Below are 21,385 nucleotides of genomic sequence, written 5' to 3'. Positions count from 1 at the left end.
TTGCCAGGCTGCAACACACCTATTCGCCGGAGGCATCGATCTTTGGTGCAGCGGATGTGGGGCCGGATCTAGGCGGACTCTTCGCGCCAGCCGGTGGTGACGTCGACCCAGGTGACGGCGCTGCTGAGTGACTGGAGCGCCTTGATGTCGATCTCGACGGCCGAGGTGGCGGTGCCGGCGGCGGGGTAGACCGTGTCGAACCGGCGCAGCGACTCGTCGAGGTAGACGCGGGCGCCTGCGGGGTTGGCGAAGGGGCAGACGCCGCCGACGGGGTATCCGGTGAGTGGGGCGACGTCTTCGCCCTTGAGCATGCGTGGCTTGCCGCCAAACTGGCGTTTGAACATGCCACCGTTGACCTTGACGTCACCCGCCGCCACGATGAGCACGGCCCGCTCGGGCGCATCGGGGTCGTAGAAGCCCAGCGTTTTGGCGATGCGACCGGGGGTGGTGCCCACCTTTTCGGCGGCGAGCTCGACGGTGGCGCTCGACTCGGCGAACTCTAAAATCTCGCCCGACCAACCCTGCTCGGTGAGGTGTGCGCGTACCCGTGTGACTCCCATGTCGTTCCTTTCGTAGGCTGCGTTCCAGGGTAGCGCGCGGTGGCTGCCCCGCCGCCCAACCCCAACCCTTGAAATATGCGCGACAAGTTCCGTCTAAGGCTGCGGCTTAAGCAGAACTTGTCGCGCATATTTTGGGGCCCCGGGGTTGACACGAGCCCCACAGCCTCCTAAGTTCATTAGTGAAGTAACTAACCAATGGGGTGGTGGCCACGCAAGAACCGACCAGCCGCCCCCGCGAACTCCGAAGGGACGTGGCACATGTTCGACGACGCGCGCCCCATCTTTGTGCAGCTGGCCGAGCAGATCGAAGACGACGTGTTGCGCGGCGTCTACGCTGAGGAGTCGCAGGTGCCCTCCACCAATGAACTCGCAGCGTTTTTGCGCATCAACCCCGCGACGGCGGGCAAGGCGCTCAATCGTCTCGTCGACGCAGGCGTGCTGTACAAGCGCCGCGGCATCGGCATGTTTGTGGCCGCTGGCGCCAAAGCGCTCATCGCGGCAGCCCGCCAGCACGACTTTGCCGAGCGCTACGTCGAACCTCTCGTCGTCGAGGCGCGCAACCTCGGCCTGGGGCGGGCTGACGTGCTGCGGCTGGTCGAAACCGCGACGGCCTGGCAGGCGGGGGATCACGGGATAGTCCCACTGCGCCCAGGCAGCACGGCTGATCCCGACACCACTAACTCTGCCGACACTACCAACGCTGTCGGTACTGCCACCGGCGCCGCTGAACCCGCCGCGGCTGCCACGCCGGCTGCCACGCCCACCGATACTCCATCGCAAGACCCCACCGCACAGGAGGCGGCACAATGACTACCATCGCCATCGAAACGCGCGGGCTCACCCGCCGCTACCGCGGCGCGACCGCTCTCGACGACGTCACCCTCGGCATTCACGAAAACGTGATCACCGGGCTGCTCGGCCGCAATGGTGCGGGCAAGACCACGCTCATGGCACTCGTCACCGCGCAGGATCAGCCCACCGCCGGCACGGTGCTCGTGGGCGGCCATGAACCCTTTGAAAACGCAGCCGTCTGCGAGCGGATGTGCTTCATTCGTGACAACCAGCGCTACCCCGACGACTACAAGCTGAGGCACGCGCTAAAGGCGGCCCGCATCGCCTACCCTGAGTGGTCACAGGCACTCGCCGACAGGCTCGTCGAGCTGTTTCGCATTCCCGCCAAAACCCAGGTGAAGAAGTTCTCGCGCGGCCAGCTCTCAGCCCTCGGTATTGTGATCGGTCTCGCAGCCCGGGCCCCCATCACCTTCTTCGATGAGCCCTACCTGGGGCTCGACGCCACCGCCCGCGCCATCTTCTACGACGAGCTGCTGCGCGACTACAGCGAGCACCCCCGCACCATCATCTTGTCGACGCACCTGATCGACGAGATGGATCGACTGCTCGAACGCGTCATCGTGCTCGATCAGGGCCGGGTCGTAAAGCACGAAGACGTCGACGACCTGCGTGCGAGTGCCTTCCAGGTCGCAGGCCGCGCCGCCGCGGTCACCGCTTTCACCGCGGGCAAACGGGTGCTCTCGCACCGCAGCATCGGCGGCCTCGCCACCGCGGTCGTCGAGGGCCACCTCGCCGCCGATGACCGAGCCGTAGCGGCCGAGCAGGGCCTAGAGCTCGGCGCGGTCTCACTGCAAGACCTCGTCGCCGCCTACGGTTTCGTCGACAACGAAGTAGCGGCGGGAGACGGGGCAGCCGCGGGCGGCGCTGGGGCAACCGGCACGGGCGGATCCGGAACAAGCGACCCGAACGACCCAAACGACCCGAACGACCCGAGCACCCCGGGCGGCACGTCACCCGCAGTAGACCAGCCCGGCACGCGCCGCGGCCGCACAGAACGGAGCGCAGCATGAACCGCACACTCAAGGTGACCCGCCTGCACCTCATCAAGCAGGCTACGTTCGCCGTCACGCCGCTCGCGATTCTTGCGATCGTCATGGTCGTGTCGATTGTGATCGCACTCGCGATTCAGCGGGCGGGCGTCAGCACCCTCAGCCCCGACTACGTCGAGGGTGCGCGATATAACTCGGCGATCGTGTGGTCGATGCCCGGATTCTTGATCTACTACGGCGTGCAGGCCGTCTCGACGACGTACCCGTTCGCGCTCGCCCTCGGCACCACCCGCCGCAACTTCATTCTCGGCACGTTTCTGGCCAACGCGCTGCAGGCGGCCTACGTCGCGGTCTTGCTGCTCGCGCTGCTGGGCCTCGAGCTCGCGACCGGGCACTGGTTCTCGAACACCTACGTGCTCGACACCTACGCGATGGGTGCCGGTAACCCGTGGATTCTGCTCGCGACCGGCTTTCTCGGCGTGCTCGGCTGCCTCACGATCGGCGGCGTGTTCGGCGCGATCTGGGTGCGGTTTGGCCCGAAGGGGCCCGCGATCGTCGGCCTCGCCCTGGGGCTGGCGGCCGCGCTCACCCTGCTGATCCTGGCCCCGGTGCTCGGCGAGGTCGTGGCATCGATCACCGGCGCGGGCCTCGCGCTCGCCGCCGTGATCATCATGGCGGTCTCGCTCATCGCCACCTGGTTCGCGATGCGCCGCGCCTCGGTCAGGTAGGGTCGCCCCGCTCGAAAGAAATATGCGCGACTAATTCCGCTTATGGCTGCGGCTAAAGCAGAACTAGTCGCGCATATTTTGGTGCGCTGCGGCTCGGGCCGGGACGGGTCAGAGGAGCGCTGACTGGTTACGCGGCGGGCTCGGGTTCGCGCACGGTTGCTTGATCCGGATCCGGCGCTAGGGTGCCTGCCGCGGTCGTGGCCGAGGCAGCGGCCGCAGCCGGTGCGGAGGCGGCAGCTGCGGCCTGAGCGGGACCGACGGCGGGGCTCCCAGCCGCGGGGTGCCCAACAGCGGTGCTCTCGACGTCAGCGCTCTCGACAGCGGCATGTTCGACGTCAGTGCTCTCGACGTCGGTGTTGTCGAACGCGAGGCCCTTGCGGGGCGCGTTGTAGAGCTGCTCGTCGAGAATTCCCTCGCGCTTGGCGACGATCGTGGGCACGAGCGCCTGGCCCGCGACGTTGATCGCGGTGCGGCCCATATCGACGATCGGATCGACCGCGAGCAGCAGACCGACGCCCTCGAGGGGCAGGCCGAGCGTGGAGAGGGTGAGCGTGAGCATCACGGTCGCGCCGGTGGTGCCAGCGGTCGCAGCCGATCCGACGACCGAGACGAGCGCGATGAGCAGGTACTGCACGATCGTGAGCTCGATGCCAAAGAACTGGGCGATGAAGATCGCTGAGATCGCGGGGTAGAGGGCGGCGCAACCGTCCATCTTGGTGGTCGCGCCGAGCGGCACCGCGAACGAGGCGTAGCCGCGCGGCACACCGAGGTTGCGCTCGGTGACGCGCTCGGTGAGCGGCATCGTGCCGATCGACGAGCGGCTCACAAAGCCGAGCTGCACCGCCGGCCAGACACCCGAGAAGTACTGCTTGATCGAGAGACCGTGCGCCTTGACGAGTGTGGGGTAGACGACGAAGAGCACGATTGCGAGGCCCAGGTAGAGGGTGCCCACAAACCAGGTGAGCGAGCCCATCTTGTCCCAGCCGTACTCGGCGACCGCGTTGCCGATCAGGCCGAGCGTGCCAAGCGGGGCGATGCGAATGATCCACCACAGGATCTTCTGGATGATCGCGAGCGCCGACTCGGTGAGCTTGATGAACGGTTCGGCCTTCTCGCCGATTTTGAGCGCGGCGATGCCGACGGCGACCGAGATCACGATGACCTGCAGAACGTTGAAGCTGGCGTTGGCGCTGAGGGCTCCGGTGTCGGCGTTGACGCTGCCGCCCACGCCGAGGCCGAGGAAGTTTTGGGGGACGAGGCCGATGAGAAAGTTCCACCAGGTGCCGACCGAGTAGGGGTCGCCGGGTGTTAGCTCTGACTGCGAAGCGGCGGCGCCGGGGCGCAGCACAAGGCCGAGCACCATGCCCACCGTGACCGCGATGAGCGCGGTGATCGCAAACCACAAGAGGGTCTGGCCGGCAAGGCGGGCCGCGTTCGTCACCTTGCGCAGGCCCACGATGCTCGACACGATCGCCGTGAACACGAGTGGCACCACCGCTGCCTTGAGCAGCGACACGTAGCTCGATCCGATGACGCTGAGCGTTGCGTGTAGGCCGTTCTTGTTGTCTGCTGAGTCGGGGCCGAGCGACATGGCGATGCCGCCGAGCACCAGGCCGAGCACGAGGCCCGCGAGGATCTGCCAGCCGAACGACGTGGTCCACTTGGGGAGGCGACGCTTCTGGGTGGGCGTGGTCGGTGTTGTTGGTGTTGTTGGTGTTGTTGACGTTGCTTGTGCGAGGCTTGCCGGCTGTGCGGGGCTTGCGCTGGCCGGTGTGGCGGGTGTGGCCGGGGTCGCCGGTGTGGCCGGGGTCGCCGCGGGGGAGTCGAGTGGCACTGGTGGGTTCCTTCTGGTGTGCGAGCTGGCCTGGGTCAGTGAGCCGGGTGGTCGGGCCCGGTAGTGCCGGGCTCGAGCGGCTCGATCTGGTAAACCGGGCCGAGACGAGTATACGCACATATTCGTTCACGTTATGGCACGCATCATAAAACATGACTTCATGTTGCAGGCGCGGGGCTGCGACCCCGCCCCTTGAAAATATGCGCGACTTCTTCCGTCTATGGGGGCCACTTAAGCAGAACTTGTCGCGCATATTTTCACGACGCGGCGCGGGCACGGCTCCACGCGATCCGTGTGCGGCGGCCGCTGGGCGGCCGCTGCTCCGCCGCTGCTCGGCCGCTGGGTGGACTATCTTCGTCCACAGGCACACAAAAGTAGTCAAAGTTGACCAGGTGTCGGGTTGGCTGTGGATAACCCATTTATAAGAGCGAAACCCGCCTAGCCTCGGCCACATGAGGCGACTTGCTCCGATTCAGGCCCCCGGCCTCACCGCACCCGTGGTGCGCGTGAGCGACCTCAGCGCGGCCGGCGTGAAGCGTTGGCGCCGCTACGGCTCAGACATGGTTGTGCCCATACGCGGCACGAGAGCGAGGCCGGGCACCGACGGGACCACGTGGGAAGCGCGCGTGGCCGGGCTGCAACTACTTCTCACAGAAGGCCAGTTTCTTTCCCGTCGCACGGCTGCCAGGCTCCTCAAGATTCCGCTGCCATGGGAACCGGTGAACCCGAGCGCACTGATCCGGTTCGAAGTGGGAGCGGTGCGGCCCAGTAGGCCACCTGAGATGCGTGAAGTCATGGGACACCAGGTGCAGCCGGGCGTTTTGAGTGAGCAGCCGAGCGCACCCGATTGGCTCCCGCACCCCGCCGACGCGTGGGCGCTCCTTGCGGCGGTGGTGGGCCTCGAGGACCTGATCATTGCCAGCGACCATCTCATCTCGACAGTGCGCAAAGACCCGTCGCCATCGTGCACATTCGAGGAGCTTGCTGGAGCGGTGGCTCGGTTCAAGGGATGCCCGGGAGCCGCTCGCATGCGCGAAGCGCTGCCGCAGATTCGGCCGGGGGTGGCGTCGCCGCCCGAGACTGAGTTGCGGCTGCTCGTGATGCGTGCCGGGCTGCCTGAGCCGGTGACGAACTGCCCGGTGCCAACGCCAGAGCGAACCCTGCACGCCGATCTTGGGTATCCACAGTGGCGTATCGCGATCGAATACGACGGCGCGTATCACTTCGAGAACGGCGCGGCGCAGGCCAAGTTCGACACTGCTCGCCGTGAGCGTATGCGCGCCGCTGGCTGGCGAGTGCTCACGTTCACCTCGCTCGACATGCGTGACCCCGTGGAGACGCTGCGGCGCATATCTGAGGCCATTGCGGAGGCGCGTGCGCTCGCCCGCTAGCGCTGCCCCGCACTTGAAAATATGCGCGACTTCTTCCGTCTATGGGGGCCGCTTAAGCGGAACTTGTCGCGCATATTTTTGCCACAGGGTGAGGTTGGTCACCGTGTCTGCTCCGGATCAATGGGCGGGGGCCGCCCGGGGGTGCAGCGATAGCCTGCAGCGATAGCCAGGCGCGCTCAGCCCGTTTCGTCTACGCTTGAGCACATGGCTGATTCTTCATTTGATGTTGTGAGCAAAGTCGACTCTATGGAGGTCGAAAACGCGGTTAACCAGGCCCGCAAGGAGGTCGAGCAGCGCTACGACTTCAAGGACGTGGGGGCCGACGTTTCGCTGTCGGGCGAAAAGATCATGATCAAGGCGAACACCGAGGAACGCGCGCTCGCAGTGCTCGACGTGCTGCAGTCGAAGTTCATCAAGCGCGGCATGTCACTCAAGGTGCTCGACACGGGCGAGCCCTACCCGAGCGGCAAGGAGACCCGCATTGAGTCGAGCCTCAAGGAGGGCATCGACCAGGCCACCGCGAAGAAGCTGAACAAGCTGATTCGTGATGAGGGTCCCAAGGGCGTCAAGAGCCAGATCCAGGGCGACGAGCTGCGCGTCAGCTCGAAGAGCCGCGACGATCTGCAGACGACGATGGCGCTGCTCAAGGGTGCCGACATCGACACCGCGCTGCAGTTTGTGAACTACCGCTAAACCACTTGAGCACAGGCGCACCGGGTGATCGTGTGCGTCTGTGCGAGTCTGCGGGAGTGTGCACGAGTCTGTGCGTCTGTGCGTCACCCGACGCCGCACGTGTGTCAGGCGAGCTCGGGCAGTCGCCCCTGGTGAGCAGAGCGCCGGCAGCGATAGTGTGAGCGCATGGCAGGCATGTTGTTGGGCGAGCACAGGCGCATCGTCGAAGAGCTGTTGTCACGGCTGCGCGCACTGCAGCGCGGCGACCGGGGGGCGCCTCGCGTCGTGCTGCTGCGTGCCGGGGCGGGCGAGGGTAAGACTCGCATCATCAGAGAGGTGTATGCGCGGCTGCGGATGCCGGCGCCGGCGTCATCATCATCGCAGCAGTACTGGCCCGAGCTTGCAGGTGCTGAGCCCCCCGCTGTGCCTGCTGCGCTTGCTGAGCCCGCTGTGCCTGCTGCGCTTGCTGAGCCCGGTGAGCACGCTGTCGGCTCGCCCTCGCCCACGGGGCAGTCCCCAGACCCAATCACGACGCGCAAGGAAGTGGCGCCATACCCTGCCGAGTTTGAGCGCACCATCGGTGCAGTGCCCCAGTTTGGCTGGTGGGTGTTCGACTGTGAGAGCCTCAGCTCGGGGGCATCACGCAGCGCCGTAGGCGCCGCACACCCGCAATGGGAAGCGCACGGGGCACCACTCGTGCTCGCCCGAAACCAAGCGGTGGGCGAGATCGCTGCCAAGGCCAAGCCCGGTGAGCCCGCTGCTGAGCCCGCTGCTGCGTCCGCTGCTGCGCCCGCTGCTGAGCCCGCTGCTGAGCCCGCTGCTGCGCCCAGCGCTGCGGCGCCTTACGCGGCCGTGTTCGCGGCGTGGGGTGAGCACGAGGCCGGCGCTGTCGGCGAGCAACTGCCCGAGTCGCTGGCCGAGCAGGGCATCGCGCTCGGCCGCACGCTGCGCTCCCTCGCCCACCCACAGTTGCCCGGCGTGATCATCATCGAAGACATGCAGCTCATGGGCGAGGAGCTCGCGGCGCTGGTCGACGAGGTGGGCATCTCTGATCCGGATCGGCCCGTGCTCATCATCGGCACCGTGACGTCAGACTCCGCGAGCGCCCCCGCGTTCATTGAATGGCTGGCGCATTCCGGCGCTGGCGTGCAAGTGATCGACGTCGCGCAGTTGCCCGCCCCAGACCTGATCGCCATGCTGTGTGAGTACGCCCCGGGCACCGATGATGCGACCGCGATGCGCGTCGTGGCGCGGCTGGGTGGCCCGCTGCACCTCGAACTCTGGCTGACGTCTGCCGCGGTGCGCAGGCACATTGCCGCGCACGACGGCGCGATTGTGCTCGCCGATCATTTAGGGCTCGCCGATCACTCGGAGCTCGAGGCGTCTGAAACGGCGGCCGCGGGTGACCGCGAAGGAGGCGTGCTGCTTCCCGAGCGCGGTGCCGACGTGCTGCGCGAGCGGTGGAGCGAACTACCGGCGGCCGTGCGGGCGGTGCTGGCGTGCGCGGTGTTTGCGCATCCGCGTCGCGCCGCGGGGGTGGCGCCCTTTGCCGTAGACGTGTTGACCGACGTGTGTGACGAGTTCTTGGGGCACGTGTTTACGCCTGCGCAGCTGCGCGACGCTTGGGCGAGCTCCGTAGCGCCGAATGGTTGGTGTCGGGTAGAAGCGGGGGTGCAGCGCTTTAAAGACACTCTGCTCGCGCAGACCGCCTACGCGGCTGCCGCCGTCGAGCTGCGCAGCCTCGGGCTGCACCGTGCGGGGCTGCGCGCGCTCACGCGTGCCCGCATCGCGCGCTGGGTCGAAGATAAGCAAGACGAGTACACGCTGCCAGACACAGACGAGGCCAGCCTGATCGCCCGCTGGAACGTCGCCTTCGCCGAGACGTTGGTGCCGGGGCCGCCTGCGAAACCCGCGCCGCCTGCGCCGCTCGGCCGCCCACACCCGGCGGCGCTGTGGCGCATCGCCTGCGACGCTGCTGCGCGCTTCAACTATGACGAAGCCGTCGATCGTGCGCGGCAAGCCGTCACCGAACTTCAACGTGTACTAGGCAAGGACCACCCGGCCGAGTATCTGCGCAATCAGCGAGAGCTGCAACAGCAGCAGGTCCAGCAGCACGCCCCACGAACCCTCGACGACCAGCCCAGAGTCGCACCCGAGTGGGCGATGCGGCTCGTCATTGCGGGGTGGCTTGGCGAGCTCGGGCAGCAGAGCGAAGCTATACATGCCCTGCGCGACCTGCTCACCGAAATGGAACGGCATGCGGGCACCCGCCATCTTGCCACGCTCACCGTGCGCCGAGATCTCGCGATTGAACTGCGCGACGCTGGCGTCACCGACGAGGCAATTGGCCAGTTTCGCACCGTCATCGCCGACCTCACCACGGTGGTGGGCGCGGGCGCGACCGAGACCCTCGACGCCCGCACCGGGCTGGCCGAGGCGCTCGGGCTTTCGGGGCAGTACGACGCCGCCGTCGCCGAGCTGCGTGCGCTGCTCCCCGCGTTCATGGAGGCGTATGGCGAGACGAACGCCAATACGTTCCTTGTAAGAGGTGCGCTCGCCGCGTTTCTGAGCCAGAGCGGCCAGCCGCACGCCGCCGCTGAGCAAACCCGCATGCTGCTCGAAGACCAAGAACTCGCGCTCGGCGCAAGCGACCCGCAGGTGTTCACCACCCGTAACAATCTCGCGGTGATGCTGCTTGACGGCGGCGACGCCGAGCAGGCCGCAGGCCAGTTCGCGCAGCTTGCCCGCGAGCGTGCCGAGGCGCTCGGTGAGACAAACCCCGACACGCTTGATACCCGCATGAACCTAGGGCTGGCGCTGCTCGAAGCGGGTAGGGCGAACGACGCGGTGCGCGAGTTTCGCGAGACACTCGCGCTCATGCAGCGCACGCTGCCGCCCGGCCACCCCAGTGTGCTGCGTGGCCGCGCGCAGTTGGCCGAGGCGCTCGGCCGCTCGGGCGACGCGCGTGCCGCCGCCGTAGTGCTGCGTGCGCTTGAGCGCGACATGGCGCGCAGGCTCGGTGCGCGGGCCGCCGACATCGCGCAGATCGCGGCGGCGGCCAGGTACTGGGAGCGCGGCGCACCGTAGGGCCTGCCGTGCTCGCCCCAGCTCGCCAGTTGGGCGCAAGCTCGGCAAGCCTCGGATCACAGCCCAGAACCCCTCGTAGACTGGCGGCATGATCGGCGAAAACCTTCTGGCCCCCGAGCCCACCCTGCTCGGCATCGACCCCGCTGCAGCCGCGCTCGCCGCGGGCACTGAGCTCGAGCAGGTCGTGCGCGACCACCCCGAGTCTCCGCTGGCGTGGGCAGCCCTCGCCGACGAAGCGAACAAGCACGGCCGCGACATCGAGGCGTACGCCTTCGCGCGCGTCGGCTACCACCGCGGCCTCGACGCCCTGCGCCGTGCCGGATGGCGCGGCGCGGGCCCCGTGCCCTGGTCGCACGAGCCCAACCGCGGCGTGCTGCGCGCCCTCTACGCGCTGCGCCGCGGCGCCATCGCGATCGGCGAATCGGGTGAGATCGAACGCCTCACCGAGTTTCTCGACGGCGCTGACCCGCGGGCGATTCAAGCGATCGAGACCGAACAGGCGCTGTAGCGCGGCGCTGAGCACGCACTGATCCGGCACGAAATGGCGCCGGATCAATCGGCCCGGGCCGAGTCTCGGCCCGCGCCGATCTGATCGTCGGTAGACTGGTGCAGTACGTGCTTGCAAAGGAAGGGGCTGAAATGCCCGCAGTTCTCATCACCGGTGCCCAGTGGGGCGACGAGGGTAAGGGACGCGCAACCGACCTGCTCGGTAGCCGCGTCGACTACGTCGTCAAGTTCAACGGCGGCAACAACGCCGGCCACACCGTGGTTGTCGGTGAAGAAAAGTACGCGCTGCACCTGCTGCCATCGGGCATTCTGACGCCGGGGGTGACGCCCGTGATCTCGAACGGCGTGGTCGTCGACCTCGAGGTGCTGAAGGGCGAGCTCGAAGCGCTGGGCGGTCGCGGTGTCGACGTGTCGCGCCTCAAGGTGAGCGCCAACGCGCACGTCATCACGGCGTACCACCGCACGCTCGATAAGGTCACCGAGCGGTTCCTCGGTAAGCGCCAGATCGGCACGACTGGCCGCGGCATTGGCCCCGCCTACGCCGACAAGATCAACCGCGTGGGCATTCGCATTCAAGACATCTTCGACGAGGGGATCCTGCGTCAGAAGGTTGAGGCGGCCCTCGAGTTTAAGAACCAGGTGCTCGTCAAGATCTACAACCGCCGCGCCATCTCGGCCGACGAGGTCGTCGAAGACCTGCTCAGCTACCGCGAAATGCTCGAGCCGATGGTGTGCGACACCGGGCTGCTGCTACACAACGCGATGGAAGACGACAAGACGATCCTCTTCGAGGCGGGCCAGGCGACGATGCTCGACATCGACCACGGCACCTACCCGTTCGTGACGTCGTCGAACGCGACCGCTGGCGGCGCGAGCACGGGATCGGGCCTGCCCCCGCACGCCCTCACTCGCGTGATCTCGGTGATCAAGGCGTACACGACGCGCGTGGGCGCGGGTCCCTTCCCCACCGAGCTGTTCGACGCCTCGGGCGACTACCTGCGCAAGCAGGGCTTCGAATTTGGCACGACGACGGGCCGCCCCCGCCGCTGCGGCTGGTACGACGCCCCCATGGCGCGCTTCTCGGCCCGCATCAACGGGGTCACCGACTTCGTGCTCACCAAGCTCGACGTGCTCTCGGGCCTCGAGACGATTCCCGTCTGCGTCGCCTACGACGTGAACGGTGTGCGCCACGACGAGATGCCCGTCAACCAGAGCGACTACCACCACGCGGTGCCGATCTACGAAGAGTTTCCTGGCTGGAGCGAAGACATCACGGGCGCGCGCAAGTTCGAAGACCTGCCGAAGAACGCCCAGGATTACATCGTCGCGCTCGAGAAGATGAGCGGATCGCGCATCTCGGCCGTCGGTGTGGGCCCCGAGCGCGAACAGGTCGTGGTGTTGCACGACCTGCTCGACTAGAGGCCCGGTCGTGAGCGAGCTTTCGCCGCAGCAGCGGCTCGAGCGCATTCGCGCGAGCATCGATAACATCGACGCCGCGCTCATTCACATGCTCGCTGAGCGGTTTCGCTGCACCCAAGAAGTCGGCATCTTGAAGGCTGAGCACGAGATGCCCGCTTCTGATCCGGATCGAGAGGCGCGACAGATCGCGCGCCTGCGCAGCCTCGCTGAGGCTGCGCACCTCGACCCCGAGTTCGCAGAGAAGTGGTTCAATTTTGTGGTCGCCGAAGTGATTCAGCACCACACCGATATTGCTGCCGAGCGGTAGTAGCCGCTCGCGCTTGCTGCTTGCGTAGAGGCCGTCGTCCCGTTGGGGCGGCGGCCTTTGGTCATTCAGGACACAGCTTGCTGATAGCTTTACATGTGTATGCCGTCCAGCTTTAAGGGGAGCTCAATAGTGCGTCAACCTCGCAACTCACGTGTGCAAACGATCAGGCGATGGCTGGCGGTGGGCGTAACCGCGCTGCTGCTGGGCTCGACCGCGGTCGCGAGCGGTGCAGGCATCGTGCCCGCCACGGCCGCGCCGAACGGTGCGCTGCAGATCGTCAAGAAGGTCGACGGGAAAGACGCGCACCGCGAGCTCACTCCCGGTCAGAGCGTCACGTACCGCGTTGAGTTCAGTGCAGAGAACTACGATGTCGACGGCGCGGCAGCTGACAACGGTGCCGTGAAGCTCGTTGACACGCTGCCTGCAGAGTTTGCGGGCTGGGCGATTAGCGGTGTAAACGTTGGCCTCGCCGGGCACAACTCGGCCGTATCAGTAAACGTGCCGGGCGTCTCGCCCTCCGACGCGGGCACGATTGGCACGGGTGATGCTGACCGCAGCATCACGGTCGATATCAAGGCCCCCACCGATGACGGGCTCACCGGTCTCCCCACCGGGGCGCAGGGCTGGCTCGAATACGTCATCACGGTGCCCGATACGCTTTCCCCGCGCTGGGATGGCAACAGTAAGGATCTCGTCAACACCGCCGAGATTAGCGGTCTCGGTGGGACGACCAACGGCGTGATCTCAAAGAACGACACCGCGGTCATCTCGGTTGATGTGCCTCTCACGGTCGACGTGACCCCCGCAAAGGCATGGGACCCCGCGAGCCAGGGCTTTGAGCCCGGCGCAGCGTCGACGATCACGATCGGTGCGACGCAGGCGTCAAACGTCGACGCGGCATCGCTCGTGCTGCAGGATCACCCCGGCGCCGCAGACGGCGCCACCGCCCTCGACGCCGAGAACCCCTTTCGCTACGTCGACTTCGCGGGCTTTACTACCGACCCAAACACGCAGGCGAACTGGCCCACTGGCGCCACCGCGGTAAGCGTGGAGGTCTACGCGTTCGTCGGCGGAACGTGGAACTGGACCACCTACGCCTCGTCGATCGACAACGCAGATATCGCGGGTGTGCGCCTCGGATACACGGGCGACATTGAGCCCGGCGCGGTCGCGACCCAACCGTTTGATGTGACGCAGCGTGAAGAAGACCGGCTCGGAACGGTCGACCTTTCGAAGGGCTACGACGCAAGCAACAAGGTCTCGGCTACCGTCACCGTGCCGGGGGAAGCGCCCGTCACGAAACAGGCTGACGCCCCGTTTGCCGTAACCCCGCTCGCCATCGCCGTTGAGGCGGGCAAGACGTTCATCGACAAGACCGGCACCGAGGTCGACCCGCTCACCACGGTCGCAGGCAACACCGTCGAGGTGCTCTTGACTGCGAAGAACCAGGACTCGCCGCAGAGCGCGACGCTCAATATGTTGACCATTGCAGAGCCGGGCGTAGGTGCCGACGCGGAATACTTCTCTGACGCCTTGCAGTTCGCGGGCTTCGACCCGGCGTTTACGGATGTGTGGCCTGAGGGCGCGAAGCGCGCGACGCTCACCTGGAAGTACGCGGACGGTAGGACCCAGGGCGTGCCGCTTAACACCCCGGGGGCAGCGCTTCCGGCGGCTCCCCCAGCGGGGCACACGAACGAAGACGTGGTGGGGTTCTGGATCAATTTCACAGGTGCGATCGTGCCCGGCGCGGTGAGCCAAGTCAAGTACAAGATCAATACCAGCGAGAACCTCGCGACGAACGCCGCTGAGGCGGGCCCGTTCACGAACGTGATCGATGTGACGGGTACACGCGCCGGCATTACGGAGCCTGCCACCGACAGCGACTCTGCAGACCTCAAGGTCGTCTCGCCGAAGATCGAGGTGGTCACCGAAAAGAAGATCAGCCCCAGCATTGTGCTGCCGGGCGACGATGTGATCGTGCAGCTGCCGACCACTGCCACCGCGACGGGCGATAAGACCAAGCCGACCGAGATCGTCGTGACCGACGAGCTCACGGGCGATGGCACGAACGGAGACGACACGTTCTGGGACGCCCATAATGTGACTCATGTGCTGGCGCCGATCGAGGTGCCCACCGGCGGCACGCTCAAGATTGAGCGCTTCGATTCGGGCACCGGCGCATGGGAACCGGTCTCCACGCTCACGGCGACGCAGACCTCGGGCGATATCCCGGTGCCAGGCGCGACAGGTACGACCGGTATTCGCTTCAATTACACCAATGCGGCTGGCTTTGGTGAGACGACGCTCGTGAAGCCGAACCTCAAGTTCAAAGCGCGCACTGAGCTGCGCAGCGGCGGCACGACGACGCCCAACGACACCGCGCCGTTTGATCCGACTCCGTACGAAAACACGGTGACGGCCGAAGCCGAGGGAATCCTCGACACGCGCCCGGTGACGGACGATGCATCTGCCACCGAAAACGTAAACTTGCGGGCCCCCGAGTGGGATGGCCCAGGTCACGGAATTTACGCGACGAAGAAGTGGACTGATTCCCACCTTGTCACGCAGTCTGACGCCGAGACTTCGACCGTGCATACCTGGCACGTGTCAAAGACCGGCTACACGAAGGTCCTCTTCACTGACCCGTTGTCGCCGACCGCGTCGGTAGATAGCTCCGTCTTTGACGCCTTCAACCTGACGGGCGTGAAGCCGATAACGCTCGCTGACGACCCGCAGCTCGCGTGGGACATCGTCTCCAACGTCGAGCTCTATGACGGTTTGTCGTGGGTCGCCGCGACCAATGCCCCGGCAGACGGCAACTGGATGAACGCCACCGGCTTCGTTGGGGTTACCCTCACCGCGGCCGAGCAGCAGTCCACGCTCGGTATGCGCATCAGCTACGCCCCCAATGACACTGCACGTCAGACCGCGATCGATGCGGGCGATATCGGTGTGCCGGCAGCCGGAAGTGGTATTTCTGCGTCTGGCGCCGACCGCAGCTACGAGCTCACTTGGCAGCTGCGCGACAAAGCCCGCAGCGGTGACTGGGTGACGTCGGACGAGGCGTTCAACTGTACGACGGGCACCCCTGCGCTCAAGCAGGGATGCGTGCTCAACTCCTTTGAATTCAGGGGCTATACATCGAGCGGCTATACGGTGGGGGCTGATTCAGACGAGATCAGCCTGATCGACGGCACCCCCAACGTGGGCCTCGTGAAGACCGTCGGTGGCCTTGACGAAGACGAAACGGTATCGCTCGTCGTACCCAAGTACGGTGACGTCGACCCGGCGTTCTACCCGGCCACCTGGTTCACACTCACCGCGACGAACGCGTCGGGTAACGACCTCTTGACCCCCAACAACGCCAACGGCATCATGAAGCTCGGCAAGATCCGGGTCACCGATGTCGCGAGCAGCAGCGTGGGTAACAGCGACATGGGCGTGAGCCCGTTCGCGGGCCGCGATTTTGACGCCGAAGCGGCAAGCAACGACGGCAACACCTTCGACGAATTCAACCTCACCGGGCTGACCTTCGCAGCCTTGCCGAGCTACATCGACAAGAGCGCGAGCACGGTCGAGCTGTGGCTGTACAACGAGGGTGCAGAGAGCACCGTGAGCTACTCGATCGCCGATGTCGAGGCGGGTCTCGTGCCCGCCGCCGAGTTTGCCGACGCGATTGGTGTCTCGGTGACCTACCAGAGCACCGATCCAGAGGCCAACGGCAACGCGATCGTCGCGGGCGACCAGCTCACCGTGCGGCTCGACGTGCAGATGCGCGCGACGCACCGCGCGGGCGAGACGGCTACGACCCCGGGCAAACCTGTCACGGGCGGTGAATCGGGCGCCGCTATTCCCGTCTTTAACTCGGCGCAGGCAGTAGGTCAAGACAACGTGATCCCTCGGGCCGAGAACCCAGCTGACATCGATGACGCCGAGGTGCTGCTTACCGACGCGAGCATCGACGTGCTGCTCGAAAAGCAGATCGCAGTGCGCGGCGGTGCGACGACGCTCATCGAAGCCGAGGCAGAGACCCCGGTCGACGTGACGATCAAGGCCACACCCGGCGCATCAAAGGTGCCGCTGTCGGAGCTCACGATCGAAGACACTACGCCTGCGTTCTGGAGCACCTTCGAGCTCGTCTCGCTGCCTGAGCCGGCTTCGAAACCGACCAACAGCGATCAGTACCGCTACGACTATTACGTCGACGGAGCGTGGGTCGCGCAGAGCGCATTCACCGGCGAGCTCGGTGATGTCGCGGGCGTACGCATCACATTCGACCGGGTCGACGGCAAGTACTTTCCGCTTGGTGCCACCTCGTGGACCTCGAGCTGGGGCAGCGCCGAGCTGCCCATCGAAGTGAAGCTGCGCAACCCAGAGTCGATCGACTGGAAGAAGGGCGTGAGCGTCGAGAACGTCGCGAAGACGACGGCCAACGGCAGCCCGGGCATGACCGTCTCAGCTAACGCACCCGCCGAGCTCGATTTCAACGAGGGCACGCACAAGCTCACCGTGCAAAAGCGCGCTCCGCTCGACTCGACGACGCACCAGGTCGAGCCGCTCACCAGCATGCCGTGGCAGCTGATCTTCACGAACAACGGCACGGGCTACCTGCCGCTCGAGACGGTCACCGACCACCTGCCGGCGACGCTTGACTGGAACGGCGCACAGCCGACCTTCTCGCAGACGGGCGGCACGGGGGCGACGATCGACCCCGAACAGATCGAGGTGGAGCTGTCAGCAGACAGCCGCTCGCTGCAGTTCACCTGGCCCGAGGGCACCCGCATGGATCCGGGCGAGACGATCACGATCGAGCTGGGCATCACACTGCAGCCCGGTCTCACCGCCTCGCAGCAGGCATGGAACTCAGTGGTCGTCGAAACGGGCGTTGAGCTCGCAAGCTGCACGCAGCCGAGCAACAACGGCCAGCAGTCGGCACACGCGCCTACTCTGGGAACGACTGACTGCGCGAACGCCAACTTCGTGACCCCGCGCACGGGCACTCTCGTGGGCGCTCAGAAGTTCGTCAACGGTGAGTACATCGACACCCTGAGCGAGAACCTCGTCACTGGGTCGATGAGCACCAAGAAGCCTGAAGCAGCAGACTGCGTGACTCCCGGCGCTCCCGACGACTACACGCGCACCGAGTGCGCTGACTACACCACGGTCGGCGCCACCGACAACTGGCGCCTCCAGCAGGTCAACGCGGGCACTACGAACCTTAACCGCATGACTATCGTTGATCTGCTGCCCACCCCTGGTGACATGCTGCTCGTGCAGGGGCCAGCACCGCGCAACAGCACGTTCCGCCCCGTCATCGATCTCGACTCGCTCGAGTTCGATGAGCTGCCCGCGGGCGCCGAGACCGCTATCGACGTCACCACGAACGCGCAGGCGTGCATCGGTGACGGCTCGGGCCCGTCGTTGTGGACGGCGGACGATCCGTTCTGTGAAGACACCACGATTAACCCGGCAAATGCCGACTGGACTCCGCTCGAGAGCTTCACGGGCGACGCAGCAGACGTTGCGGGCTTCCGCGTCATGGTTGAAATGACCGCGTCGCCCCTCGCGCCCGGCAAGTGGGTCAACATGAACTACGACACGGTCAACCGTGTCGCGGGTCAGGCCGCTGGCGGTCTGCAGCCTACGCTCGCCCAGTTCGAGCAGCCGCAGTTCGCATGGAACCAGCACGGTGTGTTTGCGTGGGACACCGCGGGCACCCCCATCAACCTGGTGAAAGCCCCGCAGCCCGCGGGCGTCACAGTGAAGACGGGCGCTCTCGAGGTCTCGAAAACCGTGGCAGCAAACGGTGTGACTGACACTCCCGAGGCATTCGACGTTGAGCTCGCGTGCACCGTGCCGAGTGGCCTCGCGGACCCCGAGCGGGTCGCGCTTGACCTCGGCGACGAAGCTACCCTGACGCTGCCCGCCGATGGCACCCCGGTGCGCGTCGACGGCCTGCCGATCGGCACGAACTGTGAAATCAGCGAGTCGGGTGAGCTCGGCGACCACGGCGAAATCGCGCGCACCTTCCAGGTGAGCGACGGCGTCAACCCGTCGGTCGACGGGCAGACCGCGCAGATCGAGATTCGTGAACCGCGCGCGCAAGGTGAGGCGACCCTCGTGGCGCTCACCAACACCTATGGTCAGGGTGGGCTGATCGTCGAGAAGAGTGTGCGCAGCGATAACGAGTATGATCTCGACCAGGAGACGCTTGCCAAGAGTTTCGATTTCGAGCTCTCGTGCGTCGCCCAGGGCGCCAAGCAGCCCATCGAGCGCAAGTTCTCACTCAAGACCGGTGAGCAGTACGCGCTGAGCGACCTGCCGCAGGGCGCGGTCTGTGACCTGACAGAGGTCGCCACGGGCGGCGCGAACTCCGTCGAAATCACGGTGGCTGGCACGTCGTCCACGGGCAACGGCGGCGCGACCGACGAGGCAGGCGCGACCGTCACCGGCGTCACAGTCGGTGCTTCTGCGCAGCACGTGCTCGTTTCGAACGGGTTCTTGGGCAAGAAGCCCGCCGACCAGGGCACGGGTAACAACGGTGAGGGCACGACGGGTCAGGGCGCTGGCGGGCTGGGCGTCACGGGTGGCGACATCACGGGCATGATCGCCGCCGCCGTCGTGCTGCTTGGGCTGGGCGCGGGCGCGCTCATGCTGACCCGCAGGCGCAAGCGGGCAAACTAGCAACAGGCACGTAGCACCCACGAGATGAGGGGGCGCACCCGAAAGGAGGCGCCCCCTTTTCCTGTCGCCCCGACTGCGCAGCGGCATTACAGTCGGCATCGAAATGACGAGACGCCATCGAAAATACGTATTCATCGGGCCGATTCGTCACTTCGATGCCGTGTGGTGACCGGTGCGTTACGGGCGAACGGTTCTAGTCCTCGCGATCGCGTCAAGCAGTCTGTTCCGGATCGCGTCGCCGCGCGCCGCAAACCCGCGCTGCTGGCGCGCGTACTCGCGCTTGCCGTCGGGGGTTTCGATGGGTACGGGGGTGAGCGGGTCACCGGTGGCGCTAAAATATCCGGTGACGTCGTAGGGTGAGGCGCGCATGTCGAGCTCGCGTATGTCGCGGGCGAGCACGAAGGCGTCGAGCAGTAGTTCGCCCGGCACGATGGGGCCGAGCTTTAAGGCCCACTTGTAGACGTCCATGCCGGCATGTAGACAGCCCGACTGTTCGGTCTCGTGCTGAGCCTCACGGCTCACCTCGATCGTGTTGAGCGGTGCGGCCTCGGGCGTGAAGAAGCGAAACGCGTCGAAGTGGGTGCATCCGATCGTGTGCGATTCGACGACGGCGTTGGTCGCCTCGTGGCCAATGCGCAGCGGCAGCGCAGAGTGCCGCAGCTGTTCGGGGGTCATGCGGTACACCATCGCCCACTCGTGCAGCCCAAAGCAGCCGTAGCGCGGGGTGTGTGCGAGCGTGGCGGTGAGCAGCTTCTCGACGTAGTCCACGGTTTGCGCGCGACGCTCTAGGTACGCGGCCACGTCGACCTCGGCGTGCGCTGCGGTCGCGCTGTCGGTCTCACCAGTTGCGCTAGCCTCCCCGGTATCCTCGCTGAACTCAGCGCGCGCCGCGCTCGCGAGTGCGTCGCCGGTCGCGCGGTAGTGCTTCCATGAGGCGCGATCCGGGGCAGCGTTTTCGAGCAGCACGCCGACCCCTGGATGCCAGCGCCGCAGCTCGCGAGGCTTGACCGAATAGTAGGTCCAGAGAAAGTCCTCGATGGGGTGCGTCTCGCCGCGCAGCTTGCGAGCGCGGTGTGCTTCGGTGAGTGCGTCGGCGCGCGCGGCGTGGGCGGCCTCGAGTGCACGCCACTCGGGCTCGCCGAGCTGGGCGGGGTACGGATTCACTCAACCAGCCTAGGCGATCATGGCCTGACGGCTGCTGGTGGTGTGGATGCGCCTCCCGTGGTCCACTAGCCCGCTAAAACTCGGTGTCGCGGCCGCGCAGGCGGTCGATGTCGCGGCGCTCGCGCTTCGTGGGGCGACCAGCGCCACGGTCGCGCACGATGGCCGCGGGCCGCTCCTCACGGGGCAGGGGAGGCGGGGTGAGGTCCTCGTAGTGCTTCGCAGCTTCGGGGGCGCTGCCGCGCTTCGTGGGCAGGCCAGTGACACGGTAGATCTTGTCGAACCCGTGCAATCGCACTTTCACGACGTCGCCGAGTTTGACGGGCTGCGCGGCCTTCGCCGTCTGGTCGTTGATGCGCACGTGGCCGGCCCTGCAGGCGGCTGTCGCCTGGCTGCGGGTCTTGGCCAGCCGCACACCCCACACCCAACTGTCGACGCGCACGCTACTCATGCCCCGATCGTAGCGCGCCCGCAGCTGAGGTGGTGCGCCCGCAGCTGAGACGGTGCGCCCGCAGCTGAGACAATGGGTAGATGGCACATCGCACGGAGTACGAAACGGTGGCAGGGCGCACCGACATCGAGATTGAGGTGTCGCGGTCGCGGTTTATCACTCGGCTCGAGCAGGTGAGTGACGAGCGCGCGGCGCGTGACATTATCGCCGAAGTGAAAGCAGAAGAACCGCGCGCGAGGCACCACTGCACCGCGTTTGTGCTCGGACCAGACGGCCGCGTGCAGCGGTCGAGCGACGACGGCGAGCCGAGCGGCACGGCGGGCGCACCCATGCTCGACGCGCTCGTGTCGGCGGGGCTCAGCGATGTGGTCGCTGTGGTGACTCGGTACTTTGGCGGGGTGCTGCTTGGCGCGGGCGGGCTCACACGCACCTACCGTGCAGCGGTCGCTGAGGCGGTACTGGTAGCCCCGCGGGTGCGGCGCGGGCTGCGGTTTCCGGTCAAGGTCACCTCGGCGTACGACGTCGCCGCTCAGATTGAGTCAGAGGCGCGCCGCCGCGGGTTCGTCGTCGGTGAGGCAGGCTACACAGATCGGGTGGCGCAAGAATTTTGGGTGGCGGAGCCAGACATCGATCAGCTCACGGCGGCCGCGCAAGAGCTGAGCGCCGGTGTGGCCCTGTTTGAAACGGGCGAACCGCGCTACGTCGACCTGTAGGGCGCAGGGGTGCTTGGCCGCTCGCAGGGG

General features: G+C 66.4%; 15 protein-coding genes. 11 read left to right on the top strand and 4 right to left on the bottom strand.

The features are described from left to right. Positions 1-68 precede the first annotated feature (68 nt). Positions 69-560: a YbaK/EbsC family protein gene (locus ACXR2T_RS09655; protein WP_458813362.1), complete on the bottom strand. Its 492-nt coding sequence runs from the start codon at positions 558-560 to the stop codon at positions 69-71. 258 nt (positions 561-818) lie between these two features. Between ACXR2T_RS09655 and ACXR2T_RS09650 the strand changes: the two genes are divergently transcribed. Genes ACXR2T_RS09650 through ACXR2T_RS09640 form a run of 3 tightly spaced genes read left to right on the top strand, consistent with a single transcriptional unit; the run spans position 819 to position 3,129 of the window. Beyond that, positions 819-1,370, top strand: coding sequence for a GntR family transcriptional regulator (locus tag ACXR2T_RS09650; RefSeq protein ID WP_458813360.1), 552 nt, complete (start codon positions 819-821; stop codon positions 1,368-1,370). Beyond that, the gene (locus ACXR2T_RS09645) at positions 1,367-2,422 is read left to right on the top strand and encodes an ABC transporter ATP-binding protein (RefSeq protein ID WP_458838510.1); all 1,056 of its coding nucleotides are present in this window, start codon (positions 1,367-1,369) and stop codon (positions 2,420-2,422) included. The genes ACXR2T_RS09650 and ACXR2T_RS09645 overlap by 4 nt, the downstream gene beginning before the upstream one ends. Beyond that, a complete protein-coding gene (locus tag ACXR2T_RS09640; protein ID WP_458838509.1) occupies positions 2,419-3,129 on the top strand; it encodes a hypothetical protein in 711 nt (236 codons plus the stop codon). The genes ACXR2T_RS09645 and ACXR2T_RS09640 overlap by 4 nt, the downstream gene beginning before the upstream one ends. A gap of 127 nt (positions 3,130-3,256) precedes the next feature. Here the strand turns inward: ACXR2T_RS09640 and ACXR2T_RS09635 are convergent, their stop codons facing one another. Then, positions 3,257-4,765 (bottom strand): dicarboxylate/amino acid:cation symporter, encoded by a 1,509-nt coding sequence (locus ACXR2T_RS09635; protein WP_458838548.1) that lies wholly within the window; start codon positions 4,763-4,765, stop codon positions 3,257-3,259. A 650-nt stretch (positions 4,766-5,415) separates the two neighbouring features. On the opposite strand from ACXR2T_RS09635, the gene ACXR2T_RS09630 reads away from it, so the two are divergent. The 7 genes from ACXR2T_RS09630 to ACXR2T_RS09600 all read left to right on the top strand — a co-directional run bounded on the left by ACXR2T_RS09630 (position 5,416) and on the right by ACXR2T_RS09600 (position 19,030). Next, on the top strand, positions 5,416-6,354 hold the full coding sequence (locus ACXR2T_RS09630; protein WP_458838508.1) for an endonuclease domain-containing protein: 939 nt from the start codon (positions 5,416-5,418) through the stop codon (positions 6,352-6,354). Positions 6,355-6,558: 204 nt separating this feature from the next. After that, positions 6,559-7,047 (top strand): YajQ family cyclic di-GMP-binding protein, encoded by a 489-nt coding sequence (locus tag ACXR2T_RS09625; RefSeq protein ID WP_458813352.1) that lies wholly within the window; start codon positions 6,559-6,561, stop codon positions 7,045-7,047. Between the two features lie 165 nt (positions 7,048-7,212). After that, complete coding sequence (locus ACXR2T_RS09620; RefSeq protein WP_458838507.1) at positions 7,213-10,113, top strand: tetratricopeptide repeat protein; 2,901 nt, start codon at positions 7,213-7,215, stop codon at positions 10,111-10,113. Positions 10,114-10,201: 88 nt separating this feature from the next. Beyond that, a complete protein-coding gene (locus ACXR2T_RS09615) occupies positions 10,202-10,621 on the top strand; it encodes a DUF3151 domain-containing protein (protein WP_458813348.1) in 420 nt (139 codons plus the stop codon). 131 nt (positions 10,622-10,752) lie between these two features. Next, entirely contained in the window at positions 10,753-12,039 is a 1,287-nt protein-coding gene (locus ACXR2T_RS09610) for an adenylosuccinate synthase (protein WP_458813346.1), read from the top strand. Positions 12,040-12,049: 10 nt separating this feature from the next. Continuing rightward, positions 12,050-12,346 (top strand): chorismate mutase, encoded by a 297-nt coding sequence (locus ACXR2T_RS09605; RefSeq protein WP_458813344.1) that lies wholly within the window; start codon positions 12,050-12,052, stop codon positions 12,344-12,346. 129 nt (positions 12,347-12,475) lie between these two features. Continuing rightward, positions 12,476-19,030 carry a DUF5979 domain-containing protein gene (locus ACXR2T_RS09600; protein ID WP_458838506.1) on the top strand — a complete coding sequence of 2,185 codons (6,555 nt, stop codon included), beginning with the start codon at positions 12,476-12,478 and terminating at the stop codon, positions 19,028-19,030. 177 nt (positions 19,031-19,207) lie between these two features. Here ACXR2T_RS09600 and ACXR2T_RS09595 read toward each other — a convergent pair whose 3' ends face one another. Both ACXR2T_RS09595 and ACXR2T_RS09590 read right to left on the bottom strand, forming a co-directional pair. Continuing rightward, positions 19,208-20,194: a 3-methyladenine DNA glycosylase gene (locus tag ACXR2T_RS09595; protein WP_458838505.1), complete on the bottom strand. Its 987-nt coding sequence runs from the start codon at positions 20,192-20,194 to the stop codon at positions 19,208-19,210. A 73-nt stretch (positions 20,195-20,267) separates the two neighbouring features. Next, complete coding sequence (locus ACXR2T_RS09590; protein ID WP_458838504.1) at positions 20,268-20,642, bottom strand: RNA-binding S4 domain-containing protein; 375 nt, start codon at positions 20,640-20,642, stop codon at positions 20,268-20,270. 80 nt (positions 20,643-20,722) lie between these two features. Between ACXR2T_RS09590 and ACXR2T_RS09585 the strand changes: the two genes are divergently transcribed. Next, on the top strand, positions 20,723-21,355 hold the full coding sequence (locus ACXR2T_RS09585; RefSeq protein ID WP_458838503.1) for an IMPACT family protein: 633 nt from the start codon (positions 20,723-20,725) through the stop codon (positions 21,353-21,355). Positions 21,356-21,385 lie beyond the last annotated feature (30 nt).

The organism is Leucobacter faecis, from assembly GCF_054456635.2.
Note: the sequence above shows the minus strand (reverse complement) of the source record. Positions and strands in the feature narration are given on the sequence as shown.